Annotated in this window: 25 protein-coding genes; 13 read left to right on the top strand and 12 right to left on the bottom strand. The window is 72.9% G+C overall.

The features are described from left to right. Positions 1–75: 75 nt before the first annotated feature. Positions 76–705, bottom strand: coding sequence for a maleylpyruvate isomerase family mycothiol-dependent enzyme (locus ACWD4B_RS28930; RefSeq protein ID WP_451423514.1), 630 nt, complete (start codon positions 703–705; stop codon positions 76–78). Positions 706–776: 71 nt separating this feature from the next. Here ACWD4B_RS28930 and ACWD4B_RS28925 point away from each other — a divergent pair, with 71 nt between their 5' ends. Together ACWD4B_RS28925 and ACWD4B_RS28920 are read left to right on the top strand one after the other, a co-directional pair. Then, positions 777–1,691 carry a LysR family transcriptional regulator gene (locus ACWD4B_RS28925; protein WP_451423513.1) on the top strand — a complete coding sequence of 305 codons (915 nt, stop codon included), beginning with the start codon at positions 777–779 and terminating at the stop codon, positions 1,689–1,691. A gap of 285 nt (positions 1,692–1,976) precedes the next feature. Next, entirely contained in the window at positions 1,977–2,294 is a 318-nt protein-coding gene (locus tag ACWD4B_RS28920) for a hypothetical protein (RefSeq protein WP_451423512.1), read from the top strand. A gap of 54 nt (positions 2,295–2,348) precedes the next feature. On the opposite strand, the gene ACWD4B_RS28915 is transcribed toward ACWD4B_RS28920, so the two are convergent. Further along, a complete protein-coding gene (locus ACWD4B_RS28915; protein WP_451423511.1) occupies positions 2,349–2,768 on the bottom strand; it encodes a hypothetical protein in 420 nt (139 codons plus the stop codon). Continuing rightward, positions 2,768–3,913 carry a molybdopterin-dependent oxidoreductase gene (locus ACWD4B_RS28910; protein WP_451423510.1) on the bottom strand — a complete coding sequence of 382 codons (1,146 nt, stop codon included), beginning with the start codon at positions 3,911–3,913 and terminating at the stop codon, positions 2,768–2,770. The genes ACWD4B_RS28915 and ACWD4B_RS28910 overlap by 1 nt, the downstream gene beginning before the upstream one ends. Before the next feature lie 97 nt (positions 3,914–4,010). On the opposite strand from ACWD4B_RS28910, the gene ACWD4B_RS28905 reads away from it, so the two are divergent. The 7 genes from ACWD4B_RS28905 to ACWD4B_RS28875 all read left to right on the top strand — a co-directional run bounded on the left by ACWD4B_RS28905 (position 4,011) and on the right by ACWD4B_RS28875 (position 12,445). Further along, a complete protein-coding gene (locus tag ACWD4B_RS28905) occupies positions 4,011–5,516 on the top strand; it encodes a glycosyltransferase 87 family protein (RefSeq protein ID WP_451423516.1) in 1,506 nt (501 codons plus the stop codon). Further along, positions 5,449–7,872: an excinuclease ABC subunit UvrA gene (gene uvrA, locus ACWD4B_RS28900; RefSeq protein WP_451423509.1), complete on the top strand. Its 2,424-nt coding sequence runs from the start codon at positions 5,449–5,451 to the stop codon at positions 7,870–7,872. The genes ACWD4B_RS28905 and uvrA overlap by 68 nt, the downstream gene beginning before the upstream one ends. A gap of 100 nt (positions 7,873–7,972) precedes the next feature. Continuing rightward, positions 7,973–8,332 carry a TcmI family type II polyketide cyclase gene (locus ACWD4B_RS28895; protein ID WP_451423508.1) on the top strand — a complete coding sequence of 120 codons (360 nt, stop codon included), beginning with the start codon at positions 7,973–7,975 and terminating at the stop codon, positions 8,330–8,332. Next, complete coding sequence (locus ACWD4B_RS28890) at positions 8,329–9,849, top strand: cation:proton antiporter domain-containing protein (RefSeq protein WP_451423507.1); 1,521 nt, start codon at positions 8,329–8,331, stop codon at positions 9,847–9,849. The genes ACWD4B_RS28895 and ACWD4B_RS28890 overlap by 4 nt, the downstream gene beginning before the upstream one ends. A 73-nt stretch (positions 9,850–9,922) precedes the next feature. Continuing rightward, the gene (locus ACWD4B_RS28885; protein ID WP_336415942.1) at positions 9,923–10,360 is read left to right on the top strand and encodes a MarR family winged helix-turn-helix transcriptional regulator; all 438 of its coding nucleotides are present in this window, start codon (positions 9,923–9,925) and stop codon (positions 10,358–10,360) included. Between the two features lie 391 nt (positions 10,361–10,751). Continuing rightward, positions 10,752–11,765 carry a sensor histidine kinase gene (locus ACWD4B_RS28880; protein WP_451423506.1) on the top strand — a complete coding sequence of 338 codons (1,014 nt, stop codon included), beginning with the start codon at positions 10,752–10,754 and terminating at the stop codon, positions 11,763–11,765. Next, entirely contained in the window at positions 11,762–12,445 is a 684-nt protein-coding gene (locus tag ACWD4B_RS28875; RefSeq protein ID WP_451423505.1) for a response regulator, read from the top strand. Before ACWD4B_RS28880 ends, ACWD4B_RS28875 begins: the two co-directional genes overlap by 4 nt. Here ACWD4B_RS28875 and ACWD4B_RS28870 read toward each other — a convergent pair. From ACWD4B_RS28870 to ACWD4B_RS28840, 7 genes are read right to left on the bottom strand one after another with little or no spacing between them, the layout of a single operon-like run. Next, positions 12,402–12,860 (bottom strand): SRPBCC family protein, encoded by a 459-nt coding sequence (locus ACWD4B_RS28870; protein ID WP_451423504.1) that lies wholly within the window; start codon positions 12,858–12,860, stop codon positions 12,402–12,404. The genes ACWD4B_RS28875 and ACWD4B_RS28870 overlap by 44 nt on opposite strands. Further along, positions 12,857–13,150 carry an acyl carrier protein gene (locus tag ACWD4B_RS28865; protein ID WP_451423503.1) on the bottom strand — a complete coding sequence of 98 codons (294 nt, stop codon included), beginning with the start codon at positions 13,148–13,150 and terminating at the stop codon, positions 12,857–12,859. Before ACWD4B_RS28865 ends, ACWD4B_RS28870 begins: the two co-directional genes overlap by 4 nt. Before the next feature lie 54 nt (positions 13,151–13,204). Then, on the bottom strand, positions 13,205–14,452 hold the full coding sequence (locus ACWD4B_RS28860) for a beta-ketoacyl synthase N-terminal-like domain-containing protein (RefSeq protein WP_451423502.1): 1,248 nt from the start codon (positions 14,450–14,452) through the stop codon (positions 13,205–13,207). After that, positions 14,449–15,726 carry a beta-ketoacyl-[acyl-carrier-protein] synthase family protein gene (locus ACWD4B_RS28855; protein ID WP_451423515.1) on the bottom strand — a complete coding sequence of 426 codons (1,278 nt, stop codon included), beginning with the start codon at positions 15,724–15,726 and terminating at the stop codon, positions 14,449–14,451. The genes ACWD4B_RS28860 and ACWD4B_RS28855 overlap by 4 nt, the downstream gene beginning before the upstream one ends. Continuing rightward, complete coding sequence (locus ACWD4B_RS28850; protein ID WP_390779610.1) at positions 15,726–16,121, bottom strand: cupin domain-containing protein; 396 nt, start codon at positions 16,119–16,121, stop codon at positions 15,726–15,728. The genes ACWD4B_RS28855 and ACWD4B_RS28850 overlap by 1 nt, the downstream gene beginning before the upstream one ends. A 22-nt stretch (positions 16,122–16,143) precedes the next feature. Further along, on the bottom strand, positions 16,144–16,488 hold the full coding sequence (locus tag ACWD4B_RS28845) for an antibiotic biosynthesis monooxygenase family protein (protein WP_451423501.1): 345 nt from the start codon (positions 16,486–16,488) through the stop codon (positions 16,144–16,146). Beyond that, positions 16,485–17,537, bottom strand: coding sequence for a methyltransferase (locus ACWD4B_RS28840; RefSeq protein ID WP_451423500.1), 1,053 nt, complete (start codon positions 17,535–17,537; stop codon positions 16,485–16,487). The genes ACWD4B_RS28845 and ACWD4B_RS28840 overlap by 4 nt, the downstream gene beginning before the upstream one ends. A 115-nt stretch (positions 17,538–17,652) precedes the next feature. Here ACWD4B_RS28840 and ACWD4B_RS28835 point away from each other — a divergent pair, with 115 nt between their 5' ends. Genes ACWD4B_RS28835 through ACWD4B_RS28825 form a run of 3 tightly spaced genes read left to right on the top strand, consistent with a single transcriptional unit; the run spans position 17,653 to position 20,337 of the window. Beyond that, complete coding sequence (locus ACWD4B_RS28835) at positions 17,653–18,009, top strand: antibiotic biosynthesis monooxygenase family protein (RefSeq protein WP_451423499.1); 357 nt, start codon at positions 17,653–17,655, stop codon at positions 18,007–18,009. After that, the gene (locus tag ACWD4B_RS28830) at positions 18,002–19,294 is read left to right on the top strand and encodes an NAD(P)/FAD-dependent oxidoreductase (protein WP_451423498.1); all 1,293 of its coding nucleotides are present in this window, start codon (positions 18,002–18,004) and stop codon (positions 19,292–19,294) included. The genes ACWD4B_RS28835 and ACWD4B_RS28830 overlap by 8 nt, the downstream gene beginning before the upstream one ends. After that, a complete protein-coding gene (locus ACWD4B_RS28825; RefSeq protein WP_451423497.1) occupies positions 19,291–20,337 on the top strand; it encodes a methyltransferase in 1,047 nt (348 codons plus the stop codon). Before ACWD4B_RS28830 ends, ACWD4B_RS28825 begins: the two co-directional genes overlap by 4 nt. A gap of 85 nt (positions 20,338–20,422) precedes the next feature. Here the strand turns inward: ACWD4B_RS28825 and ACWD4B_RS28820 are convergent, their stop codons facing one another. Both ACWD4B_RS28820 and ACWD4B_RS28815 read right to left on the bottom strand, forming a co-directional pair. Beyond that, a complete protein-coding gene (locus ACWD4B_RS28820; protein ID WP_451423496.1) occupies positions 20,423–21,865 on the bottom strand; it encodes an amino acid permease in 1,443 nt (480 codons plus the stop codon). A 96-nt stretch (positions 21,866–21,961) separates the two neighbouring features. Then, positions 21,962–24,295, bottom strand: a complete 2,334-nt coding sequence (locus ACWD4B_RS28815) for a GH92 family glycosyl hydrolase (protein WP_451423495.1) — start codon at positions 24,293–24,295, stop codon at positions 21,962–21,964. A gap of 154 nt (positions 24,296–24,449) precedes the next feature. On the opposite strand from ACWD4B_RS28815, the gene ACWD4B_RS28810 reads away from it, so the two are divergent. Beyond that, positions 24,450–25,547 (top strand): acetolactate synthase large subunit (locus tag ACWD4B_RS28810; protein ID WP_451423494.1); only part of this gene is annotated, 1,098 nt, incomplete at its 3' end.

The raw sequence follows: 25,547 nt of genomic DNA, 5'->3' as shown, positions 1-25,547 counted from the left end.
GGTACCTCCCAGCGGTAGCTGGGGGAGAAACAGCCCCGCGCCCCTGACGGGGCGCGAAGGTCCGCCGGACCCCCGCTAGCGGCGGGCCGCCACGAAGCGTGCGCGCGGCTCGCCCTGCAGGTGGTCCGCCGGGAGCTTCCGGCCGAAGAGGGCGAGCAGCAGGTCCTGCGCGGCACCGGACACGGGGGTTCCGGTGCCGAAGGACCAGTCGAGGTCGGTGGCCCGGAAGGCCACGCCCGTGATGTCCGTACCGAAGAACTTCACGCTCCTCGCCGTGATGCCGCCCAGGACCACGCGCAAGCGGTCCTCCGGGACCCGGCGGTCCAGCCCCAGTGCGACCGTGATGTCCAGGCCGTGGACCACGTCGTGCGCCAGCGCCATGTCGTAGCCGCCGACCGGCGGCTTCCAGGGGTGCTCCGTGTTTTCCCCGAGGAATGCGGTGAGTTCGGCCGGCGAAAAGGCCGCCGCGTCCTTGCGGGCGCACCGGTCCGCCATGCGGTTGATGTTGCCCCGTGCCGCTGCCAGTTCGCGTGCCCATTGCGGCAGCGAGTAGCGGAATCCCATCGTCATGTGGGCCGCGACCTCCCGTACCCGCCACCCCGCGCACAGCGACGGTGCATTCCATTGTTCGTCGGTCAGGCATGCCAACAGCGTGGCTAGTTCCCGGCGTTCAGCGGCTATGGCACCCCGTATCCCGTTCTCCATGGATCAAGCCTGACGGTCACCCCTCCCGGCAGTCCAAGAGATTGCTGTGCTCGCAGCTAGAATCACCGCTTATGGAGCTCCGGCAGCTGCAGTATTTCGTCGCCGTGGTGGAGGAGGCCAACTTCACCCGTGCCGCTGCCCGTCTCCACCTCGCGCAACCCGGAGTGAGCGCCCAGATACGGCAGCTCGAAAAGGAACTCGGGCAGCCGCTCCTCGACCGATCCGGGCGGTCGGTGACCCCGACCGAAGTGGGCGAGGCCGTGCTGCCGTACGCGCGGGCCGCGCTCGCCGCCGTCGAAGGGGTGCGGCGGACCGTGGAGGAGTTCACCGGCCTGCTCCGCGGCCGGGTTGCCGTCGGGGTCGTCTCCGGCGCCGTCGCCCCCGGCTTCGGCATCGCGTCCGTCCTCGCGGACTTCCACGACGACCACCCCGACGTCGAGATCGCCCTCACCGAGGACACCTCCGACCGGATGCTCGCCGCTCTCCGGCGCGGTGAACTCGACATCGCCGCCCTGGGATTGGCGGACGACGAGCCTCCGCCCGGCATCGGGATCCAGGTCGTGATCGACGTCCCCCTCGTTGCCGCCGTCGCGTCCGGCGATCCCCTGGTCGCGGGCGGCAGTCCGGACGTTCCCCTCGCCGCCCTCCGCGACCGCCCGTTGATCAGTCTGCCGCGCGGCACCGGCGTGCGCGCCGCACTCGACCGCGCTTGCGCGGCAGCGGGCTTCCGGCCCCGTATCGCCTTCGAGGCGGCCGCGCCGCAGGCCCTCGTGCAGCTCGCCGCGCGCGGCCTCGGCGTGGCCGTGGTGCCCGAACCGCCCGCCGGGGCGGCGGGGTTCGGGGAGGGGGTGCGCTCCCTGCGGATCACCGGGCCGCAGCCGCGGGGGCGGGTCGCCCTGGCCTGGCGGACGGACGGGCCCGGCAGCGGCAGCCCTGCGGGCCGGGCCCTGCTCGCCCGCTTGCGGGCCGCCTTCGTCGCCCCGTAAGGGGCGCGGGGAACTCCCGGGGCTTTGCCCCGGAACCCCTGGGGTGGTGCGTCGGCTGCAGGCCGGCGGTGGCTGATCGCGCAGTTCCCCGCGCCCCTTACGGGCGCCAAGGTGCCGCCAGAACAGGAGCCTCCGTTTCCCCACGGTCAAGTGTCCAACCTCGATCGACAGTTCGGCCGAAGGCCGGTTACGCTCCCGCCGCATCCTGCACCAGCACCCTGCCGCCCCGGATCGACCGACCGGACCCCGCGGTGCTGGAAATTCCTTCTGACCAAAGGATTCGTCATGGCACGTTTGCGTTCTGCCGGTATCGCCTCCGGCGCCCTCGCCCTCATCGCGGGCGCCATCGTCTTCTCCGCTCCCTCGGCCAACGCCGCGGAGAGCTGCCACGCCTACACCCGGAACGACGGTGTCGGTGTCGGCTGGTGCGACAGCGGCAACGGCCTGTGGAGAGTCCACGGTTACTGCGCCAACGTCGGCGGCGTCCGCGGCCCCTACACCGGCACCGAGGGCCGTCGCAACATGGGCACGGAGCAGGCGTCGATCCTCGAATGCGGCATGGGCGGCGGCGCCGTCAACATGTGGGTCGAGACCTACGGCTGACAGGCCGGGGCAGGAAGGGCCGGGCAGCGAGCCTGTCCGGCCCCGCCCACCGCACTACCCCCTCGGACTCCTCCGACGTCCACGCCACCACTGCAGACACCCCACCCCCACCCCGGCCGCCGCCGTCACCGCAAGCACCACACCCCAGTTGGCGGCGTAGTCCAGCGGCAGAACCGACGCGTTCTGCCGCGGACCGGGCCGGAACAGCACCGGGTACGCCACCGCCGTCAGGCAGGCCATCACCAGGAGCGTCCCCCGCACGACCCGTACCGCCCTCCGCGCGGGCAGCCGGGCCACCGCCCACCCCACTGCCAGTGTCAGCGGCACCACGATCCCGTCGTGCACGACCACCGACCCGGCCAGCCACCGCACCACCGGCCATGGATCCTGCGGCGCGGCCCCGTACAGCAACGACCACACCCCCACCCCCATCAGCGCGACGCCCACCGCGCCCAGCGCCACTCGCATCCGCATCACAACACCTCCAGCCGCGCCACCCACTTGGTCTGCAGCACGCCCGGCCGGTTCGGCGCGATGATGCGGGCCGGGTGGCCGTGGTCGAAGGAGAGGGCCTCGCCGTTGAGCCGCAGGGCGAGGAGCGTGAGCGGGTCGCGGGCGTACGTATGCGGCATCACCATCACGCGGTACGCCCCGTGCCGCTCCAGCGACGTCACCCGGATCAGCGCACCCGGCGGTGCGCCCGCGCGGTCCAGCAGGTCCCGGATCCGGACGCCCGTCCAGTGCGCCGACTTGCTCCAGCCCTCCACGCACGCAATGGGCAACACCACCTCCCGCTGGGGCAGTTCCCGCAGTTCGTCCAGGCTCAGCTCGTACGGGCGCGGCCCGTCGACCCGCAGCCGCCAGCCCTGGACGGTCCGCGCATCCACACCCGCCTGCACGGCCGTGCGATTGACCGGCAGGGCCTGCGGGCCGTGGTCCGGGTGCCGCGGCGCCAGCAGGTCCAGCGGGGACAGGGGCGTGAAGGACTGGCCGGCGGTCGTCACCGTCACCGCCCCCACCGCCGCGCCGACCGCCGTCAGCAGCGCGCGCCGGTCGACGGCGTCCTCGGCGGGCAGCGACAGCGTGCCGGGGGAGCTGCGGCGCCAATGGGCGCGGATCTCCGGCGCCTTGACGGCGACGTGCAGCAGCAGGGCCCCGGTCAGCACCCAGGCCAGCGCGAAGTGCACCGGGACGAACGAGAACGGCCACGGATACCACTGGGCCGCGTTGAGCAGCCCCGTGAACAGCTCCAGCAGCGCCGCCGCGACCAGGACCGCCACCGACAGCCGCTCCAGCGCATGCCGCACCGAGCGCAGCGGGGGCCACACGAAGAGGCGCGGATACACCGTCCAGAGCTTCGCCAGCAGGAGCGGAACGGCGGCTATACCGCTCGCCACGTGCAGGCCCTGGCTCAGGCGGTAGCCCCAGGTCGGGCGGCTGGGAAGGGAGTTCGCCAGCCAGGTGGGCGGGTGCTGCTCGTAGTGGCTGATCACGCCCGTGACGAAGCAGACCGCGAGGGCCAGTCCCAGCCAGCGGCCGATCGCGGTGGCCGTGCGGGCGTCGTGCAGCCGCCCGGAGAAGACGGGCAGTGGGGGCCGGGGGAGTTTCATGCCCTCCATCACACCCCGGCGCACGGCTCTTACGGGCAGGTCGACACCTTACGAAACGCGGACGGCCGGGCCGCGCGGCCCCGCCGGGCACCCCTCCGGTGCCAGGCTGAACGGTGTGATCAACCGCGCCTCCCTCGTCACCGTCTCCCTCCTCGCCGCCCTCACCGCCGTCCTCGCGGCGGCGATCCGCAGCGACGGCTACGACACCGATCCCGCCGCGCTCAGCGGCTGGTACGTGGCGGCCTGGGTCCTGTTCGCCGCAGCCGCCTGGGCGTTGCGCCGGGTGCCCGCGCGCTGCGTGGTACCCCTGGTGCTGACGGGAGCGGTCGCGGTGGCGGTCACCGGGCTGCTGGCCGAGCCCCGCACGAGCACGGACTCGTACCGCTATGCCTGGGACGGCCGGGTGCAGGCCGCCGGGATCTCGCCGTACGACCACGCTCCGGCCGACCCCGCACTCCGGCCGCTGCGCGACAGCTGGCTCTTCCCCGAGGGGGCGGAGTGCGCGGGGCCCGGGCGGGCCCGTATTGCCGCAGACACCGGTGCCGTCGCCTGCACGCGCATCAACCGCCCCTCCGTGCACACCATTTACCCGCCTGTCGCCGAGGGCTGGTTCCTGCTCGTGCACGAGCTCTCGCCGCCCGGTGCCCGGCACAAGCCGTTGCAGGTCGGCGGGGCGCTGCTGGCCGTCGGCACGTCGGGGCTGCTGCTGTATGCGCTGCGGCGGCGCGGCGGCGGGCGGGAGCGGTGGGCCGCGTACTGGGCGTGGTGCCCTGCCGCGCCCGTCGAGGCCGTCAACAACGCCCATGTCGACGCGCTGGGCGCCCTGTTGACCGCGGCGGCCTTCGCCGTCCTCGCCCGGGGCCGCCGCGGGGCGGCCGGCGGCGGGGTGCTGCTCGGTGCCGGGATCGCCACGAAGCTGCTGCCCGCGGTGACGCTGCCGGGGGCGCTGAGCGGGGCGCTGCGCAAGGGGCACCGGCGGCGCGGGGCCGCGGTGCTGCTGGCCGCGGGCGGGGTCGTGGGGCTCGGGTATCTGCCGTACGTGCTGGTCTCGCGCTCCTCGGTGTTCGGCTATCTCGGCGGATACACGGAGGAGGAGGGCTACGACGACGCGTCCGCGCGCAACCGGTACGCGCTGCTGCGGCTCGTCCTGCCGGACTCTTGGGCGCTGCCGGCCGCACTCGCCGTGCTGGCCGTGGCGGCGGGGTGGGTGCTGTGGCGCGGGGACCCGGAGCGGCCCTGGCGGGGCGCGCTGACGGTGACGGGGGCGGCGTTCCTGCTGCTGACCCCCGGGTACTCCTGGTATGCGCTGCTGCTCGTGGTGCTGGTGGCGCTGGACGGGCGGTGGGAGTGGCTGGGCGTTGCGGTGGCGGGAGTGGCGAAGTACGTGGGCGGGCGAGCCGTGGGGGATCCGAACCTGCTGGGGACGGTGGCGTACGGGGTGGCCGCGGCGCTGGTGGCCGTGGGATGGCTGGTACGGCAGAGGCGGGCGGGACTGGGGCAAAATGAACCACGCCCCGCGCCGCCCACCCCGGAGAGCAGCCCCCATGACCAGCCCGGCCCCGTCCGGTTTCATCGGATCCGACGGTTCCGTTCGCGTCCGTGGCGCCCGTGAGCACAACCTCAAGGGCGTCGACGTCGACATCCCCCGCGACGCCCTCGTCGTCTTCACCGGCGTCTCCGGATCCGGCAAGTCCTCTCTCGCCTTCGGCACCCTCTACGCCGAGGCCCAGCGCCGCTACTTCGAGTCCGTGGCGCCCTACGCCCGGCGCCTGATCCACCAGATCGGCGCGCCCAGGGTGGAGGAGATCACCGGGCTGCCGCCCGCCGTCGCGCTGGAGCAGCGGCGCTCCGCGCCGACCTCCCGCTCCTCCGTCGGCACGGTCACCACGCTGTCGAACTCCCTCCGCATGCTCTTCTCCCGCGCCGGGGACTACCCGGAGGGCGCCGAGCGGCTGGACTCCGACGCCTTCTCGCCCAACACCGCCGCAGGGGCCTGCCCGGCCTGCCACGGGCTCGGGCGCGTGCACGAGGTCACCGAGGAGTCCCTCGTCCCGGACCCGGCGCTGTCCATCCGCGACGGGGCGATCTCCGCCTGGCCCGGCGCGTGGCAGGGAAAGAATCTCCGCGACATCCTCGCCGCCCTCGGGCACGACGTCGACCGGCCCTGGCGCGAGCTCCCGCAGGCCGACCGGGACTGGATCCTCTTCACCGACGAGCAGCCCGTCGTCACCGTCCACCCGGTGCGGGACGCGGAGCGCATCCAGCGCCCGTACCAGGGCACCTACATGAGCGCCCGCCGCTACGTGCTGCACACCTACGCCGACTCCAAGAGCACCTCCCTGCGGGCCCGCGCCGAGCGGCACCTGGTGCACCGGCCCTGCGCGGAGTGCGGCGGCAGGCGGCTGCGGCCCGAGGCGCTGGCGGTGACCTTCGCCGGGCACGACATCGCCCGGCTCGCCGCGCTGCCGCTGTCCGCGCTCGCGGACCTGCTGCGGAAGGAGACCGGCGGTGACGGCGCCGCCGCCACGCTCTCCCGCGACCTGGTGGCCCGCATCGAGGTGCTCACCGAACTCGGCCTCGGCTACCTCGGCATCGACCGTCCCACGCCGACCCTCTCGGCCGGCGAACTGCAGCGGCTCCGGCTCGCGACCCAGCTGCGCTCGGGGCTCTTCGGCGTCGTCTACGTCCTGGACGAGCCCTCCGCCGGGCTGCATCCGGCCGACGGCGAGGCCCTGTTGACGGTGCTGGACCGGCTCAAGGGCGCGGGCAACTCGCTGTTCGTCGTGGAGCACCACATGGACGTGGTGCGGCGCGCGGACTGGATCGTCGACGTCGGGCCGCAGGCCGGCGAGCACGGCGGGCAGGTGCTCTACAGCGGCCCGCCGGCCGGGCTCGCGGACGTGCCGGAGTCGGCCACCCGCCGCTTCCTCTTCCCCGGCCCGGCGGAGGGGCGCGCGCCGTCCCGCACGCCCCGCGAGCCCTCCGGCGCGCTGCGGCTGCGCGGCGTGACCCGGCACAACCTCCGCGACGTGGACGTGGACGTCCCGCTCGGCGTGTTCACGGCCGTCACCGGCGTCTCCGGCTCCGGCAAGTCGACGCTCGTCGGCGACGTGCTCGCCGGGACCGTCGCCGCGCACCTGGAGCACGAGGAACTCCCGTTCCCCGCCGAGGGCCTGGAGGCCGTGCACCGTCTCGTCCGCGTCGACCAGAAGCCCATCGGACGCACCCCGCGCTCCAACCTGGCCACCTACACCGGCCTGTTCGACGCGGTGCGCAAGGTCTTCGCGGCGACGGACGAGGCCCGTTCCCGCGGCTACACCGTCGGCCGCTTCTCCTTCAACGTGCAGGCCGGACGCTGCGAGGTCTGTCAGGGCGAGGGGTTCGTCGCCGTCGAACTGCTCTTCCTGCCCGGCGCCTACGCCCCGTGCACCGCCTGCGAGGGCGCCCGCTACAACCCGGAGACGCTGGAGGTCGCGTACCGGGGCCGGAACATCGCCGACGTGCTCGCCATGACCGTCGACGCCGCCGCGGAGTTCCTCGCCGACGTGCCCGCGGCGCTGCGCAGCCTGCGCACGCTCCAGGACGTGGGCCTGGGGTACCTGCGGCTGGGCCAGCCGGCCACCGAGCTCTCCGGCGGGGAGGCCCAGCGCATCAAGCTCGCCGCCGAACTCCAGCGCGCCCACCGGGGGCACACCCTGTACGTGCTCGACGAGCCGACCACCGGGCTGCACCCCGCCGACACCGAGGTGCTGCTGCGCCAGCTCCACGGGCTGGTCGACGCGGGCAACAGCGTCGTGGTCGTCGAGCACGACATGAGCGTGGTCGCGGGGGCGGACCGGGTCGTCGACCTGGGACCGGGCGGCGGGACGGAGGGCGGGCGCGTGGTCGCGACCGGAACTCCGGCGCAGGTGGCGGCCGTTGCCGGGAGTGCGACTGCGGGGTATCTCGCGCGCTGTCTCAAGTCGTAGGCGGGAAGAGGGGGTTGTGCGGTCTTCCGAAATTCATAGACTTGCTCAAGTATGGAGTAGGTCAATGAACCGTTGAGGGACGCCGAGGGGGACTCCCGCCATGCACACTACGCTGATCGTCGCCCGTCATCTCCCGGGCAGCGAGGGCGAGATCGCCCGGCTGTTCGCCGCATCGGACGCCACCGGGCTGCCCGCGGAGATCGGGGTGCACACCCGCAAGCTCTTCACCTTCCACGACGTCTACATCCACCTGGTGGAGTCGCCCGCCCCGGTCGGCGCCGCCATCGACAAGGCCCACGGGAACCCGGAGTTCCAGCGCCTGAGCACCGCCCTCGACGCCTATATCCAGCCATTCGCGGGGAGTTGGGGCACCGCGGAGCGTGCCTCGGCCCGGCAGTTCTACCAATGGGAGCGCGGCCGCGGCGTCGTGCTCGCCCCGCAGGCCGACTCCGGCAGGTGAACGCCCTGCCGCCGTCCCGGACGGCACCGGAGCCCGCCCGCACGGGCGGGCCGCAGAGGCAGAGCCGGGTCCCGCGCCTCGCACTGGTCCTGCTGCTGAGCGCGGGGCCGCTGGTTCTCGCGGGGCTGCTGCTGCGCCACGGCGCGCAGTGGCCCGCGCACCCCGGCGCGCGGGGCGGCGGCCACGGCGGCGGTGCCGGGAAGGCGCCGGAGCCGTGGCGGCTGCTGCTCGCCCTCGCCGTGGTCGTCGCCGCGGCCCGGGCCGTCGGCGGAGCGTTCGCCCGCTTCCTGCGGCAGCCGCGCGTCGTCGGCGAGATGGTCTCCGGCATCGTGCTCGGCCCCTCGGTCCTGGGGGCCGTGGCGCCGCAGGTGTACCGGACGCTGTTCCCCGCCGGACTGCTGTCGTACGTCGACGCGTTCGCCCAGATCGGCCTGGCGCTGTTCATGTTCCTCGTCGGCCTGGAGTTCGCCGGTGAGTCGCATGCGGCGCGTGAGCCGCGTGGTCCGCGCGCATCGCCCGGCCCCGGACCCGGCGGCGGCCGGGCCGGCACCGTGATCGGCATCTGCGGCACCGCCCTGCCCTACAGCCTCGGCATCGCCCTGGCCTGCGCCATGTACGCCACCCTCGCGCCGGGCGGCGTGGGGTTCCTGCCCTTCGCCCTCTTCATGGGCGTCGCCATGAGCGTCACCGCGTTCCCGGTGCTGGCGAGCATCCTGATGGAGCGCGGCATGATGCACACCCGGGCGGGCCGGCTCGCGGTGCTCGCGGCGGCGGGCGCCGACCTCCTGTGCTGGCTGCTGCTGGCCGTCGCGGTCGCCCTGCTGCGCAACGCCTCCCTGGCCGGCGTCGCGCGCACCCTCGCCCTGACCGCGGCCTTCTGCGCCGCCATGGTGCTGTTCGTCCGGCCGCTGCTGCGCACCGTGCTGCTGCGGCCCTCGCGGTGGCTGCCCGACGGGGCGCTGCTGGCGCTCGTCCTGGTGGGGGTGCTGCTGTCCGGGGTGGCGACGGACCGGATCGGCGTGCACCTGATCTTCGGGGCGTTCCTGTTCGGCGCCCTGTGCCCCGCGGACGCCCCCGGACTGCGCACCGTGCAGGGCAGGATGCAGGAGTTCACCACCTCGATCCTGCTGCCGCCGTTCTTCGCCTCGGTGGGCCTGAAGACCGAACTCGGCCTGCTGGGCGGCGACTCGGCGCTGTGGCTGTGGTTCGCCGCCGCCCTGGCCGTCGCCGTCGTCGGCAAGCTGGCCGGCAGTTCTCTGGCGGCCTTGCTGACCGGCGTCGGCGGGCGCGACGCCCTGCGGGTCGGGGTGCTGATGAACTGCCGGGGCCTGACCGAGCTCGTCATCCTCGGCATCGGGCTGGAACTGGGCGTGCTGACGCCCGCCTTGTTCACCGTGCTCGTCCTGGTCGCCCTCACGGCCACGGCGATGACCGCACCCCTGCTGGACCTGCTCGACCGCGGCGAGACGGCCCGGAACCGCACGCGGAACCGCACCCTTCTGTCGGACCACCACTGACCTCTGCCATGATTGACTCGATCCTGTATTGAGGACAGGGGTCAGTGACGTACCAGGGCAGAGGTGACCGACCATGACCACCCAGCAACTGCCTCCGGCGGGCACGGTCCCGCGTGAGGACAACCTCCTTCTCAGCACCCTCCTGAACTTCGCGCAGTCACACCAGGAACGGCTGGCGGACCAGGCCGCCGTTCTCGGGCTGACGGTTCCCCAGGCGAGGGTGCTGTACTTCGTCGCCTCCGCACCGACCGTGCGGAAGCTGGCGGTGAAACTCCGTTGTGACGCCTCCTATGTGACGGGCCTGGTGGACCGCCTCGAGGAGCAGAAGCTCATGAAGCGGCAGGTCGATCCGGCGGACCGGCGCGTGAAGATGCTCACCCTCACCGCAGCCGGCCGCAGGCTGCGGGGCAAGGTGGTCCGCATCATGGACGAGGCGCCGGGCCTGGAGCTGCTCACCGAGAAGGAGAAGCTGCTCCTCGGCGAACTCCTCAAGAAGGCCTCCGCGAACTGACCGGCATCCCCCGCACCTCCGCGCACGACGCTATCCGGCACACCCGCCGCAGCTCAACACCATCGTCCCCAACGGCAGATCCCGCCCCGCCGGAAGAGCGGCCCGGGACATGTCGCACGGGGGAGGGGACATGGCACTTTCGGCACACCCCCGGGAACCGGTCGGCATCAATGGCGCGTTGAGGACTTACCGCCGCAGTCCCGGCACGGCTAGGCTGGCCGAATGGTCCGGCCTCCCCCGGCAGGGGCGGTCCGGGGGATTCCGCCGCCGGACCACAACGGGGAACAGCACGACTCACGTTGGGGGACTTGAGTTGGACGGAGTTGTTGCCGAGGAAGTGCCCGGGGGTCCGGCACTCGCCCGCCTCCTCGCATCGCAGTCCGACAGTATCGTGGCAGGTTACGAACAGCGCCTCAGTGTCATCGGCGTCGGCGCCGACGACCCGGGCGTCCGGCGCTTCTGCGTCGGGCAGGCCCGTGCAGTCCTGGACGACGTCCTGCTGGCCCTTCTCAGCGAGGGCAGCTTTCTGGGCGCCCGCAGCGTGGGGCCGGCCCACGCCGCGGTCCCGGACTATCCGCAGGCATGGAATCCCAATGACGCCCACCGTGCGATCATCACGCTCTTCGACGTCGTCATCGAGGCCGTGACGCGCACCGTGGACGGCAGTTGCCCCGGCAGCTCCCGGATGATCGCCGAGGGCGCCGTCTCGCTGCACCACAGCATCATGGCCCGCTTCAAGGCGGCCCTGGAGTCCAAGGCCAGGGCCCTGCTCCAGGAGACGGCCCAGGCCTGCCTGGACGACCGGCGCAGCGTCTCGCGCGACCTGCACGACCGCGTCGGCTACTCGGTCAGCGTCGCCAAGCAGAACCTGGAACTCTGCGAGCTCTACCGGTACCAGGGCAACGCCGCGGCCGAGCACAAGATGCGCGTCGCCCACCAGGCCCTGCACGAGGCGATGGACCAGGTGCGCGAACTCGCCTCGGAGCTACGGGCCTACGGCGGCACCGACAGCCTGGCCCGTGCCCTGCAGGCCTGCACGGAAGGCATCCGCACGCCCGGCACGGCGATCGAGATCTCGGTCTCCGGGCACGAGTCCTGGATGCCCGCGGAGGCGCTGGACGAGCTGTACCTGGCGCTGCGCGAGGCACTGCGCAACGCCTTCGCGCACTCCTGTGCGAGCACGGTCACGTTGCACGTGGACATCGCGCCCCACCAGACGCGGGCCGTGGTCAAGGACGACGGGATCGGCTTCGACCCGGCGGCCACGCCCGAGGGTGTGGGGCTCGCGTGCATGCGGGAGCGGATCGAGCGGCTCGGCGGCACGGTCTGCGTCACCGGCTTCCCCGGTCGCGGGGCCTCGGTGGAGTTCCTGCTGCCCGCGCGCCGCAAGGGCATGGCCGCGTGAGCGGGGACGGCGCGGGCACGCTCACCCGGATCGTCGTCGTGGACGACCACACGCTCTTCCGCGACGGCCTGCGGGAGATCCTGGAGGCCGAGGAGGAGTTCGTCGTCGTCGGCGAGGCCGGCTCCCACGCCGACGCGGTGCGGGTCACCGGGGAGACGCAGCCGGACGTGGCGCTGCTGGACGTCGGCCTGCCGGACAGCGGTGCGGCGGAGACCGTCCGCCGCATCCTGGACGTGGCCCCCGCCACCCGCGTGATCATGGTGAGCGTGTACGACGAGCCGCGCACCGTGCAGGAGTTGCTCGCCTGCGGGGTGCGCGGCTATCTGCTGAAGTCGGTGGGCCGGCAGGACCTGCTGTCCGCCGTCCGCTCGGTCCTCGCGGACGACGAGCGGATCGTCCTGTCCGTCTCCCGGGCCAGCATGGCGCAGGTCCATGCCGTCTCCGCGCCTGCGGGGCTGCTGTCGGCCCGGGAGCGGGAGGTCATGACCCTGGTGGCCCAGGGCATGACCAACGGTCAGGCGGCCAGCAGACTGTCCATCACCGAAGGCACCGTCAAGCACCATCTGCGGAACATCTTCGGCAAGCTCGGCGCGACCTCCCGGCTGGACGCGGTGAACAAGGCGATCTCCGCCTCGCTCATCGACCCACGGGACCAAGTGCCTCGATCCGGTCGCGGATGAGGGCCATCTGCACCTTGCTGTTGCGGTCGATGTTCCCCTGCATCCACGCGTCGTCCACCGGGGCCTGCGGCTTCATGGCGAAGTCCTGCACCCAGCGCATCCGGGTGCCGCCGGGCACCTCCTCGTAGGTCCAGCGGATGTCCATGTGGGCGAAGGGCCCGGTCTCTATGCGGCGGGCGGTCACGGTCCTGGCCGCCCGGTCCGCGTGCCGCTCGGAGACCCAGCTCCAGACCTTGCCGTCCCCGTCGGGGTGCATGGTCAGCCGGAAGCGGACCCGGTCGCCCTCGCGCTCGAGGATTTCCGCCGCGCTGTACTCGCTGAACAGCTCCGGCCAGTGCTCCACGTCGTTCGTGCGCTCCCAGACGAGATCGAAGGGGGCGCGGATGAGGATCTCGTTCTCGGTGCGGGCGGTCATGGCCGGTCTCCCCTCGCCAGCTGTGCGTTGACCAGGTCGTGCAGGGCGCGCGGCGAGGCGGCCTGTTCGGCCTCGCGGCCGAGCAGCACCGGGTAGCGCCGCTCCAGTTCGGCGACGACGCCGAGCAGCCCGAGCGAGTCGACGCCGAGCGCCTTGAGCTCCAGTCCGGGATCGTCCAGCCCCGCGGCGTCGAGCTGTACTCCGGTGCACGCGCGGACGATCACGGCGAGCTGTTCGTAGGTGAGCCGGTCCGGTAGGGAGGGCGTTGCCGCCCCCGTGGATTCCCCCATGATTTCCTCCTGTTGGCGGTGGTGCATGGCGTACCGGTGCAAGGGCGGACGGCGTCAGGGCCCGTCCCCGGCGCGCTGCAGGACCAGGGCCGAGCAGCCGCCCGAGAGCCCGCGGGCCAGCAGCAGCGCGATGCGCGGCCGCAGCCGCCGGGCCCGCCCGGTGACGAGGTTCAGCGACAGCGCGGGCTCCGCGCCGTCCAGGTGCGGGGCGGGCGGTACGAGGCCCTGCTCCAGGCACAGCACGGCGAGCGTCACGTCCAGCGCGCTGGCCCCCGAATAGGCCCGCCCGGTACCGGTCTTGGGCGCGGTGACCGGCACCTCCTCCGCGCGGCGCGCCCCGAACAGCAGCCGCAGCGCCCGGACTTCCGCCGCGTCGGCCTCCGGCACGCCGAGGGCGTCGGCGAAGACCACGTCGACGGCGGCGGGCGACAGCCCGGCCTCCGCCAGGGCCGTGCGGGCGGCGGCTGCGAGGGCCTCGGCCGAGCGGTCGAAGCGCAGCATGCCGGCGAATGCCGTGCCGTGGCCCAGCACCGCCGCGCGCGGCACGGCCCCCCGCGCCCGGGCGGCCCGCTCCTCCTCGACGACGACCATGGCGCCGCCCTCGGCGGGCACGAACCCGGCCGCCGCGCGGGTGAACGGCAGGTACGCCCGTTCGGGATCCTGGACGGTGCTGAGCAGGCCGTGGCCGAACTGGCAGGCCATCGAGAAGGGGGACAGCGGCGCCTCGGCGCCGCCCGCCAGCATGGCCGCCGTCCCCCGGGCGATCTCCCGCCCGGCGTAGCCGAGCGCGTCGAGCCCGCCGGCCTCGTCCGTGACCAGCACCCCGCTCGGGCCCTTGAGGCCGTGACGGATGGAGATCTGGCCGGTGCTGGCCGCGTAGAACCAGGCGATCGACTGGTACGGGCCCACGTGCGTGGGCCCCCGGCTCCACAGCCGCTCGATCTCCTTCTGCCCGAACTCCACACCGCCGGCGCAGCTGGCCGTCACCACGCCGAAGGAGTAGGGCGCCAGCTCCGCCGGGGTCAGCCCGGCATCCTTGAGCGCCATGTCCGAGGCGACCAGGGCGAGTTGGGTGAACCGGTCGGTCTGGGCGACCACCGGGCCCTCCAGGTGCTGCAGCGGGTCGAAGTCCGGGATCTCGCCGGCGAGCGAGAGCGGGGTGCCCTCGGCCGGGTAGCGGGTGAGCGGCCCGATGCCCGACAGGCCCTCGCGGGCCGCCTTGCCGACCACGTCGGCGCCGATGCCCGTGGAGGCGAGCGCGCCCATGCCCGTGATCACTGCTCGTCGTGTCGTGCCGGTCATGACGGCTGCAGCGCCTTCCGGTCGAGGACCACGGCGGACTGGAAGCCGCCGAAGCCGCTGCCCACGGACAGCACGGTGTCCAGCTGCCGCGAACGGGCGGTCACCGGGACGTAGTCCAGGTCGCACTCGGGGTCCGGGTGCTCCAGGTTGGCGGTCGGCGGGACCATGCCCTCGTCCATCGCCAGCACACAGGCGGCCAGTTCGATGGCGCCGATGGCGCCCAGGGAGTGGCCGACCATGGACTTGACGGAACTGACCGGTACGCGCCGGGCGTGCGCGCCCAGCGAGCGCTTGAAGGCGGCTGTCTCGTGCCGGTCGTTCTGCTGGGTTCCCGAGCCGTGCGCATTGACGTAGTCGACCTCCTCGGGGCGGCGGCGGGCCTGGGCCAGGGCGTGCTCGATCGCCTCGGCCATCTCCAGGCCCTCCCGGGTGAGCCCGGTCATGTGGTAGGCGTTGCTGCGGGTGGCGAACCCGCCGACCAGGCAGTGCACTTCGGCGCCGCGGCGGCGGGCGTGCTCCAGGTCCTCCAGGACCAGCGCGGCGGCCCCCTCGCCGAGGACGAAGCCGTCGCGCTCGCGGTCGAAGGGCCGCGAGGCGCTCTCCGGCGTGTCGTTGCGGGCGGAGGTGGCCCGGATGGCGTCGAAGCAGGAGACAGTGATCGGGGAGATGGGGGAGTCCGCCGCGCCGGCCACCATCACGTCGGCGCGGCCCTCCCGGATGCACTGGAAGGCGTAGCCGATCGCGTCCAGCCCGGAGGTGCAGCCCGTGGAGACGGTGTGCACCACGCCCCGCGCGCCGAGCAGTTCGGCGATCTCGCCCGCGAGCGGGCCGGGGGAGAAGACGCGGTAGAGGAACGGCGAGACGTAGCGGTGGTCGACCGTCCAGTCCCGGCCGCGGTCGGAGGCGACGACGTAGTCGGCCTCCAGGCGGGTGGTGCCGCCGACGGCGCTGCCCATCGACACCCCCGTGCGCCAGGGGTCCCCGGCGGCGGGGTCGAGCCCGGCGTCCGCCACCGCCTCGCGCACGGCGGCCACGGCGAACTGCGCGTACCGGTCCATGCGCCCGGCCTCGCGCACCGACAGGCCCGCGCCCTGCGGGTCGAAGTCGCACTCGGCAGCGATGCGGGAGCGGAAGCCGGAGGCGTCGAAGAGGGTGATGGCCCGGGTGGCCGTGCGCCCGGCGGCCAGCAGCTCGCGGAAGGCGGCCCGGCCCGTGGCACCGGGGGCGACCACCCCGGTGCCGGTGACCGCGACGGGCCGGGCCGGGGCCGGCATCACCGCTGCTCCCGCTGCTCGGTGTCCACGTGCCCCAGGTCCGGGCGCGGGGCCAGCGGGGAGAGGTGGAAGACGATGCGCAGGTCCTCGCGGCCGGCGTTGCGGACGCGGTGGCGCACGTCGACGGGGATCATCAGGGCCTGGTCCGGGCCGATCAGGTGCGGCACGCCGTCCAGTTCGGCGACGGCCCGGCCGGAGACGACGTAGAGGAACTCCTCGGAGTACGGGTGGTAGTGCTCGGCGATCCAGTCGCCCGGCCGGATCAGGGCCGTCCCCATGAAGCCCGAGGTGGCCGCGACCGTGGAGGGCGCGAGCAGGGTGCGCAGCTCGCCGCCGCGCCGGGTGTTGGGCGTGATGGCCCCCGCGTCCACCACGCGGAACGTCTGTACGGACATGGTGCTCCTTCGCTGCGGCCCGTCAGGGCCGGCCGTGCCCGGCGGGACCGCCCACGGTCCGGCTGCGCACGGCGAACGGCTTGTGGATGCGGCTGCTGGTGGTGGCGACGATGGGGGCCGCGAGATCGTGGTGACCCTCGTGGCGGGCCCAGGCCGTGTAGTGGCCGGCGGTCTCCCACTCGCTGGTGATCAGCCACTCGCGCGGATCCACCGTCGACTGGCAGAGCTGGTCGGCGATATGCCCGTCGGCCGCGGCGACGGCCCACCGGATCTGCTCGTAGGCCTTGCGGAAGTCCTCCTCGCCGCCGTCCTCGACGCGGACGAGGAACAGGATCCGCAGGTGCTCCTCGGCGGCGGCCGGGCTCATGCGCCCTCCTCCCCGGGCTGCGGCACGGCGCCCTCGACCACGTGCAGGCTGGTGCCGGGCACCGGGCGGTAGCCGTCGAAGCGCAGGCCCGCGCGGTCGAACAGGGCGGCGAGGCCGGCCGCGGTGTGCTTCTTGCCGCCCACGTTGAGCAGCAGGAAGAGGTCCATGGCCGTGGTCACCTTGATCTCGGAGCTGTCCTCGACCAGGTTCTGCACGAGGGAGATCCGCGCCCCCGGGCCGCCGTGGGTCACCACGTTGCGCAGGGCGGCCAGCGAGCTCTCGTCGTCCCACTCCAGGACGTTCTTGAAGACGTACAGGTCCAGGCCGTCGGGCAGGGTCTCGCGGCAGTCGCCGCCGGTGATCGTGCAGAGCCCGGCCCGCTCCCGCTCGCGCAGCCCCTCCAGGGCGCCCGGCACCACGGTGGGCAGGTCGAACAGCGTGCCGTGCAGGTCGGGGTGACGCTCCATCAGGGTCTGCAGCAGGTGGCCCTGCCCGCCGCCGATGTCGACGACGCTGGTGACGCCGGTCAGGTCGAGGGCGTCGGCCACCGGGGCCGAGGTGATGCGGCTGGACTGCGTCATGGCGCGGTCGAAGGTCTGCGCGGCCTCGGGGTCGTCCTCGGCGAGGTAGCCGAAGAAGTCCCGCCCGTAGAGCGGCTCGAAGACGTTCTCCCCGGTGCGCACCGCCTCCTCCAGACGGGGCCAGGCCTCCCAGGTCCAGGGAGCCGTGGCCCACAGGACGATGAAGCGCATGCCGCCCGGCTCGTCCTCGCGCAGCAGCCGGGACAGCTCGGTGTGGCCGAAGCGGCGCTCGTCCAGCTCCTCGAGGACGCCGTGCACCGACAGCGCCCGCAGCAGGCGCTCCAGGGTGTCGGCGTGGGCGCCGATGCGGGGCGCCAACTCCTCGGCGGTGCAGGGCTTGTCGCCGATGGCGTCCGGGACGTGCAGCCGGACGGCGGCGCGCAGGGCGCCGGCGAAGCCCAGGCTCATGCCCAGTTCACGCAGGCGGGTGGCGGCCCGGGGATCCGGGCGGCGGGAGTTCACGGTCATCTGTCTGTTCCCCTCGGGCAGTTGCTTTACGGGACCATCCATTGACTTACTCAATGACAGACTCTACATACTGGGGGTGACAGCGCAAGAGGCGCGAACGGAGGGGCGGCGGAAGATGGCCGAGATCTCGACGGAAGCTCAACTCGCCACGTTCATCAATGTGTTCCCGACAAAACCACGTGACCAGCAGCGACTCGTGGACCTCATCGTCAAGGCGCACGAGGAGCTGATCAGGCACCGCCCCGGCTACGTCTCGGGCAACGTCCACCGCAGCACCGACGGCTACCAGGTCGTGGACTACACGCAGTGGGCCCGCCGCGAGGACTTCGAGGCGATGGTCCGCGACCCCGCCGTGGCCCCGCACTTCGCACCCATCGGCGAACTCACCCAGGGCAGGCAGTGCGCGTACGACGTGGTCTACAGCCACGCCACCGAAGCAGGAACGACCCATGGAGGAACGACCCATGAGTGACGAACCCGCCACCGTGTACGACGCCATCGTGGTCGGCGGCGGCCCCGCCGGCGCGTCCGCCGCCGGGCTGCTGGCCCAGGAGGGGCGCAGCGTGCTCGTCCTGGAGCGCGAGAAGTTCCCCCGCTACCACATCGGCGAATCCCTCATCCCCGGCGTCTGGCCCACCCTGGACCGGCTCGGCCTGCGCGAGAAGCTCGACGCCATGGGCTTCACCAAGAAGTACGGCGGCAGCCTCGTGTGGGGCAAGGGCCGCCCGTCGTGGAACTTCTCCTTCGAGGACGGCGGCCCGTACCCCTACGCCTACCAGGTGCGCCGCGCCGACTTCGACGCCCTGCTGCTCACCCACGCCCGCACCCTGGGCGCGGACGTCGTCGAGGAGGCGGTCGTCAAGGAGCCGCTCTTCACCGGGGAGCGCCTCGACGGCGTCCGCTACCAGCTCCGCGGCGCCGACCGGACCCTGGAGGCGCGGGCCCGGATCGTCGTCGACGCCTCCGGCCAACACCGCTGGCTGGGCCGCCACTTCGACCTCGTCGAATGGCACGAGGACCTGCGCAACATCGCCGTCTGGGCCTACTACCAGGGCTGCGGGACACTGCCCGGCCGGGAGGCCGGCAACATCCTCATCGAGCACGTCCCCGGCGGCTGGCTGTGGTTCATCCCGCTCAGCGACGGCACCACCAGCATCGGATACGTCACCCGGACCGCGCTGCTCGCCGCCTCCGGCGAGAGCCCCGAACAGCTCTTCACCGACCGCGTCGAGGGCTCGCGCGGGGTCGCCGACCTGATGAAGAGCGCCACCCGGGTCAGCGGCCACCGCACCACCAAGGACTGGTCCTACCACCTGCGGCGGTTCCACGGTCCCGGCTGGATCGCCGTCGGCGACGCCGCGGCCTTCGTCGACCCGCTGCTGTCCACCGGCGTCACCCTGGCCCTGCGCGGCGGCTCGACCGCGGCCACCACCGTCGCGTCCCTGCTGGACGACCCCGCCTCCGCGGACGCCGTGCTGAAGCAGTACGAGCAGGGCTACCGCCGGTTCCTCGACGGCATCCTCGACTTCGTACGCGCCTTCTACGACCAGTCCAAGCACCGCGAGGACTACTACGACGAGGCCCAGCAGATCTTCGACCCCACCGCCGAGATGCCCGCCCACGTCGACTTCGTCACCCTCGTCTCCGGCCTTATCGCCGGCGAGTTCACCGACGACATGTCCGCCGTCACGGACCACCTGGCGAAGCTGCGCGAGCGCGGCGCCACCCCGCCGCCCTTCCCGGGAGCGCCCCGGTGAGCGCGGAAGGCCGGGCGGCCCACGGCCGGGAACGGCAGGCGGCCGCCCAGCTGCTGGGCCGGGTCGTCACCGGCATCTGGACCGCGCACGCCGGCTACGCGGCCGTCAAGCTCCGCGTCGCCGACCGCCTGACCGAACTCCCGCGCCCCGCACAGGAGATCGCCGCCGAGGTCGGCGCCGACCCCGAGGCCCTGGCCCGGCTGCTGCGCACCCTCGCCGCTCTCGGCGTGTTCACCGAGGGCCCCGCCGGGCACTTCGCGCTCAACGACACGGGACGGCAGCTGCGCACGGACTCCGAGAGCCCGCTCGGCCCGTTCCTCGAACTCCACCACGAGATCTTCCGCCCCTGGCACGCCGAGCTGCTGCACACCGTGCGCACCGGGCAGCCGGCCGCGGAGAAGGTCTACGGCATGCCCTTCTTCGCCCACCTGGAACGGGACCCGGCCGCCGGCAAGGTGTTCTACGACGCCCTCGCCCGCAGCCTCCCGCTGCTCGTCCGGGCGGCCCTGGCGGACGGGGTGTTCGACGGCATCGGCTCGCTCGCCGACCTCGGCGGCGGGGACGGCGCCCTGGTGGAGCTCGCCCTGCAGCACGACCCGGCGCTGCGGGCCACCCTGCTGGAACGGCCCGAGGCCCTTGCGGCCGCCCGGGAGCGGCTGGCGGCCGCGGGGGTCGCCGACCGCTGCACCTTCGCCGAGGGCAGCTTCTTCGAGACCGCGCCCGAGGACCACGACGCGTACGTCATCGCCCGCTGCCTGCACAACTGGCCGGACGACCGGGCGGCGCGGATCCTGCGGACGGTACGCGCCGTGATGCGGGACGATGCGCGGTTGCTGCTCTTCGAGCAGGTGGTTTCCGGTGAACCGGGGTTCGACATGGGCAAGTGTGCCGACCTGACGATGATGCTCATCGGCGGGCGCGAGCGCACTCGTGCGGAGCACGAGGATTTGCTGGCCTCGGCGGGGTTGCGGTTGCGCGATGTGCGGACCGTGTCGGTTGCCGGATCCCCCAAGTCCCACCTGCTCGTTGCTGTTCCCGACTGAGTGCGGGTTGTATGTGCTTGCTCGCGCCCACGCGGCGGAGCCGCACAATGTAACTGCCCCGCGCCCCTTTGGGGCGCGGGGAACCTCACGCCTGCGGGATACCCCTGGCGTCCGCCGTCGCCAGTTCCGAGTGCTTGTACGAGTACGTGAAGTAGACCGCCAGGCCGATGACGAACCACACCGCGAACCGCACCCACGTCTCCCACGCCAGGTAGGTGATGAGCCAGATCGACGCGGCCACCCCGATGCCCGGTACCACCGGTACCCACGGGCAGCGGAAGCTGCGCGGGAGTTCGGGCTGCTTGTAGCGCAGCACGATCACCGCGGTGCAGACCACGGCGAAGGCCAGCAGGATGCCGATGTTGGTCAGCTCCGCGGCCTGGCCGATCGGCACGAAGCCCGCGATCAGCGCCGACGCGACACCCACGATCCACGTCACCCGCGTCGGCACGTGCCGCGTCGGGTGCGTCTTGGCGAACCAGCGCGGCAGCAGCCCGTCCCGGCTCATCGCGAACCACACGCGCGTCACGCCGAGCATGAACGTGAACATCACCGTGAGGATGCCGATGATCGCGCCGACCGCGATGACGTCCGCGATCCCGCCCAGGCCCACGGACTTGAACGCCGTGGAGAAGCCGCTCGCCTTGTCGATGTGCCGGTAGTTCTGCATGCCCGTCAGCACCAGGCAGGCCAGTACGTACAGCACCATCGAGATGCCCAGCGAGTACAGGATGGCCCGTGGCATGTGGCGCTGGGCGTCCTTGGACTCCTCGGCCGCCGTCGACATGGCGTCGTAGCCGAACACCGCGAAGAAGACCGTGGCCGCCCCCGTGAACGCACCGCTGAGGCCGAAGGGGAAGAAGGGGCTGTAGTTGGAGGTCTTGATGTGGAAGAAGCCGACGACGATCACCAGCAGCACCACGACGACCTTCAGCCCCACGACGATCGTCTCGAACCGCGCCGCGCTCTTGATCCCCAGCGTGAGCAGATAGGCGATCAGCAGGCACAGCACCGCCGCGAACAGGTCCATCCGGTGCCCGTGCCCCGTCCCCGGGGCCCCGAGCATCCACGTCGGCAGGTGTGCGTGCGTCTCCCCGAGCAGGAAGTTGATGTATCCCGAGATGCCGATCGCCACGACCGCCACGATCGCCGTGTACTCCAGCAGCAGGTCCCAGCCGATGAACCAGCCGCCCAGCTCGCCCAGGACCGCATAGCCGTAGGTGTAGGCGGAGCCCGCCCGCGGGATCAGGCCCGCGAACTCCGCGTAGGAGAAGGCCGCCGCCGCGCTCGCGACGCCGGCGATCAGGAAGGACACCAGCACCGCCGGGCCCGCCACGCCGTTGGCGATGGTGCCCGCGAGGCTGAAGATGCCGGCGCCGATGATGCCGCCGACGCCGATCGCGGTCAGCTGCCACAGACCGAGGGAACGGTTCAGCGCCGGCCCCACCGCCTCGGCCGCCTCGGCTTCCTCGATCGTCTCGATGGGTTTGCGCCGCAGGACGCCTTCGCCCACCCGGAGCCCGGCCATGCGTTGTCCTCTCGTCGACCCTGACGGGGATCGCAGGTCATCATGGCCGAGCGGGGGGCGGCGACGGAAGACGCCGCCCCGCGCCGGCCCGGCGGATCAGCCGATGGCGGGTGCCCCGGCCCGGACGCCCGTACCCCATCCGGACGGATCCGGGCCGACCGTGAAGTCCAGCCGCTCACCGCCCTTGAGGGCCGCCGTCGTCAGGTACGTACGGTCCAGGCCGCGCCCGTCGAGCTGGACGGACCGCACGTACCGGTCCCGGTTCGAGGTGCCGGGAGCGGTCACCGTGAACCGCCCGTGCGGATACCAGGTCCGGTCCAGGCGCAGGTCCACACGGTCGAACACCGGGGTGCTCAGCCCCCACACGTCCGTCCCCGGCTGCACCGGGAACACCCCGATCGACGACAGCACCATCCACGCCGACATCGTGCCCAGGTCGTCGTTGCCGGTCATCCCGGTCGGGGTGTCGGTGAAGAGGGTCAGCGCCGCGTGCACCACGTCCGTCGTCTTCCACGGGCGCCCGGTGGCGAGGTAGGTGTACGGAGCGATCAGGTCGGGCTCGTTCTGCGGGTTGTACTTGTCGGCGTTGTAGTAGTCGTACGGGCCGTTGACCCACACCTCGCGCGCGGTGCGCTCCGGGTCCCGCACCAGCCGGTCGTAGGCGAAGAAGGAGTCCAGCCGCTTGTCCGCGGCGTCCCGGCCGCCGATCAGCTCCATCATGCCCGGCAGGTCCTGCGGCACCAGCCACTGGTACTGCCAGGCCGTGCCCTCGTGGAACCCCGGGCTCTTCGCCGGGTCGGCGGAACCGGTGAACGCGCCCTTGGCGTCGCGGGGGCGGAAGAAGCCGGTGCTGCGGTCGAAGACCTTGCGGTAGTTGCGCGACCGGGCCGCATAGCGGTCCGCGTCCGCGCGGTGCCCCAGCGCCCGGGCCATCCGGGACAGCGCACCGTCCGCCACCGCGTACTCCAGGGTCGCCGAAGCACCCTGCCGGAAGTCCGAGTCGCCGGGCTTCTGTTGCTTCCGGTCGGGCAGGTACGGCACGTAACCGTCCTTGATGTACTGGACGTTGCCCTCGCGCCCCACCGCCGGGGACGACGCCGGGGGCACCCCGTCCGCGTTCTTCTTCAGCGCCCGGTACGCCTCCTCCTCGTGCCCCGTCAGCAGGCCCTGCTCGAAGGCGTTGGTGAGGTACGGCGTCACCGGGTCACCGGTCATGATGTTCGTCTCGACCGTCCCGTAACCCCACTTGGGCAGCCAGCCGCTCTCCGCGTCGATCCGCAGCACCGACAGCGCCATGTCCCGCGCCTCGCGCGGCGCGAGCAGCGACAGCAGCTGCGCCTGCGTGCGATAGGTGTCCCACAGCGACCAGTTCTGGTAGTACGTGAAGTTCTTCGTCTGGTGGACGCGCTGGTCCCAGCCGGTGTAGCGGCCGTCGGTGTCGCTGCCGACGTTGGGGGAGAGGAACGAGCGGTAGAGCGAGGAGTAGAAGGTGCGGCGCAGGGTGCGGCTGCCGCCCTGCACGCCCACATCGGACAGCCGCCGCTCCCACGCGTCGCGTGCCGCCTCCGAGGTGCGGTCGAAACCCGCCTCCTCCGCACGGAGGTTGCGCTCGGCGCCGTTCGCGTCGACGTAGCTGACAGCCGTGGACGCCTCGACCGCACGGTTCCGGGTGGTGTCGAAGCGGACCCAGGCGCCGTTGCGGCCGGAGGAGCTGGAGGCCCGGGTGCCGGTGCTCACCCGGTCGTCCTTCCACGTCCCGTAGGCGGCGAAGGGCCGGTCGAAGCGGGTGAGGGTGTACACGGTGTACGGCTTGGTGTCCTGGCAGAAACCGCGGCCGGTGATGGTGGTGCGCACCGTGCGGTCGTCGACGACCTGCACGGAACTGGAGACCGTCCGGTGCAGCGACTGCCCTGCATCGAAGAGGACGTTGGCCTTGCCGGTGGCGGGGAAGGTGTAGCGCTGCCGCCCGGTGCGGGCGGTCGCCGTGAGCTCGGTGGTGATGCCACTGGTGAGTTTGACCCGGTAGTAGCCCGGTCTTGCGCTCTCGTCGCGGTGGCTGAACCCGGCCGCGTACCGGGCGTTGTCGGTCTCCGTCACGTCGCCCGTGGTGGGCAGCACCGGCAGGTCGCCGCCGAGACGGCAGCCGACGCCGGACAGGTGCACCGTGCTGAAACCGCGGATGTGGCTGTCCTTGTAGTCGTACCCGGTGTCGTGCCCGGTGTCCGGCGAGAACTGCACCATGCCGAACGGCACGGCCGCCCCGGGGAACGTGTTGCCCTCGTTCTCGGTACCGATGAACGGATTCACCAGGTCCGTGAGCCGGCCCTCCGCCCGGGCCTGGAGCGGTACGAGCGCGGTGCCGCCCAGCGCTGCCGCGAGGGCGAGCGCGGCGGCGCCCGCGCGCAGCCGCGTCCTTCCGGTGCATCTCATGGTCCACGCCCCTCAGATGTGCGTCGACGTCGACGTCGGGTTGTCGGGGCAGAGGCTCGCGTGGGCGGTACGGGGTGTCAAGGATGCGTCGGATGGTGGGCGTGGTGGTCCGGTGTCGCTTCCCCGGAAACCGACGTGCCGTCACACTGACGCCATGCCTCCTTCGGTGAACGGCGCCCACACCCTTCTGCAGGCACTCCTCGACAGCGGAGTCGACGTGTGCTTCACCAACCCCGGCACGTCGGAGATGCACACCGTCGCCGCCCTGGACCGGGTGCCCGGCATGCGGCCCGTCCTCTGCCTCTTCGAAGGCGTGGCCACGGGCGCCGCCGACGGCTACGCGCGGATGGCCGGCCGCCCCGCCTGCACGCTCCTGCACCTCGGCCCCGGCCTGGCCAACGGCCTCGCCAACCTCCACAACGCCCGCCGGGCACGCACCCCCGTGGTCAACGTCGTCGGCGACCACGCGCTGCTGCACAAGCCCTACGACAGCCCGCTGGAGTCCGACATCGACGCGCTCGCCGGCAGCGTCTCGGGCTGGGTGCGCCGCACCCGCGACGTGGCCGCCCTGGGCGCCGACGTGGCCGAGGCCGTCGCCCGCGCCGAGGAGGGGCAGGTCGCCACGCTCATCGTGCCCGCCGACGTGACCTGGGAGCACACCCCGCCGCAGGAGGCGGCGGTGGCCGGGCTGGGCACGTTCCCCGACCCCGGCGAGGACCGCATCGCGGCCGTGCTGGCCACCGGCGAGCCGGTGGCCATCCTGCTCGGCGGGGACGCCACCCGCGCACGGGGACTGCTCGCCGCCTCCCGCATCGCCGCGGCCACCGGGGCCCGGCTGCTGTGCGAGACCTTCCCCGCCCGGCTCGAACGGGGCGGCGGGCTGCCCGAGATCGAGCGGCTCGGCTACCTCCCGGAGACGGCCGACGCCCAGCTCGCGGGCATCCGGCACCTGGTGCTCGCGGGCGCCTCCTCGCCCGTCACCTTCTTCGCGTACCCCGGCAGGGCCAGCGACCTCGTGCCGGACGGGTGCGACGTCCACCCGCTGCTGGGCAAGGGCGTGGGCTCGGCGGCCGACGCGCTGGAGTGGCTGGCCGGGCAGCTGGACGGGAACGGGACGGCCGCCGCCGGGGCCCCGCGCCCCGAGCGTCCCGGCCGCCCCACGGGCGCGATCAGCAAGGGCGCCCCCGACATCTTCATGAACATCCTCACCACCCAGGGCCTCGTGGGCCGTTACCTCACCGACCACTTCGGC

This window comes from Streptomyces sp. NPDC002536 (assembly GCF_053594995.1).
Note: the sequence above shows the minus strand (reverse complement) of the source record. Positions and strands in the feature narration are given on the sequence as shown.

Excerpts from the sequence above, each read along its gene's own strand:
- ACWD4B_RS28860 (WP_451423502.1), bottom strand. The coding sequence starts at position 14,452 with ATGACCGGCACGACACGACGAGCAGTGATCACGGGCATGGGCGCGCTC.
- ACWD4B_RS28855 (WP_451423515.1), bottom strand. The coding sequence starts at position 15,726 with ATGCCGGCCCCGGCCCGGCCCGTCGCGGTCACCGGCACCGGGGTGGTC.
- ACWD4B_RS28910 (WP_451423510.1), bottom strand. The coding sequence starts at position 3,913 with ATGGAGGGCATGAAACTCCCCCGGCCCCCACTGCCCGTCTTCTCCGGG.
- ACWD4B_RS28870 (WP_451423504.1), bottom strand. The coding sequence starts at position 12,860 with ATGACCGCCCGCACCGAGAACGAGATCCTCATCCGCGCCCCCTTCGAT.
- ACWD4B_RS28930 (WP_451423514.1), bottom strand. The coding sequence starts at position 705 with ATGGAGAACGGGATACGGGGTGCCATAGCCGCTGAACGCCGGGAACTA.
- uvrA (WP_451423509.1), top strand. The coding sequence starts at position 5,449 with ATGACCAGCCCGGCCCCGTCCGGTTTCATCGGATCCGACGGTTCCGTT.
- ACWD4B_RS28885 (WP_336415942.1), top strand. The coding sequence starts at position 9,923 with ATGACCACCCAGCAACTGCCTCCGGCGGGCACGGTCCCGCGTGAGGAC.
- ACWD4B_RS28895 (WP_451423508.1), top strand. The coding sequence starts at position 7,973 with ATGCACACTACGCTGATCGTCGCCCGTCATCTCCCGGGCAGCGAGGGC.
- ACWD4B_RS28925 (WP_451423513.1), top strand. The coding sequence starts at position 777 with ATGGAGCTCCGGCAGCTGCAGTATTTCGTCGCCGTGGTGGAGGAGGCC.
- ACWD4B_RS28815 (WP_451423495.1), bottom strand. The coding sequence starts at position 24,295 with ATGAGATGCACCGGAAGGACGCGGCTGCGCGCGGGCGCCGCCGCGCTC.
- ACWD4B_RS28850 (WP_390779610.1), bottom strand. The coding sequence starts at position 16,121 with ATGTCCGTACAGACGTTCCGCGTGGTGGACGCGGGGGCCATCACGCCC.
- ACWD4B_RS28830 (WP_451423498.1), top strand. The coding sequence starts at position 18,002 with ATGAGTGACGAACCCGCCACCGTGTACGACGCCATCGTGGTCGGCGGC.
- ACWD4B_RS28865 (WP_451423503.1), bottom strand. The coding sequence starts at position 13,150 with ATGGGGGAATCCACGGGGGCGGCAACGCCCTCCCTACCGGACCGGCTC.
- ACWD4B_RS28840 (WP_451423500.1), bottom strand. The coding sequence starts at position 17,537 with ATGACCGTGAACTCCCGCCGCCCGGATCCCCGGGCCGCCACCCGCCTG.
- ACWD4B_RS28845 (WP_451423501.1), bottom strand. The coding sequence starts at position 16,488 with ATGAGCCCGGCCGCCGCCGAGGAGCACCTGCGGATCCTGTTCCTCGTC.
- ACWD4B_RS28835 (WP_451423499.1), top strand. The coding sequence starts at position 17,653 with ATGGCCGAGATCTCGACGGAAGCTCAACTCGCCACGTTCATCAATGTG.
- ACWD4B_RS28820 (WP_451423496.1), bottom strand. The coding sequence starts at position 21,865 with ATGGCCGGGCTCCGGGTGGGCGAAGGCGTCCTGCGGCGCAAACCCATC.
- ACWD4B_RS28920 (WP_451423512.1), top strand. The coding sequence starts at position 1,977 with ATGGCACGTTTGCGTTCTGCCGGTATCGCCTCCGGCGCCCTCGCCCTC.
- ACWD4B_RS28915 (WP_451423511.1), bottom strand. The coding sequence starts at position 2,768 with ATGCGGATGCGAGTGGCGCTGGGCGCGGTGGGCGTCGCGCTGATGGGG.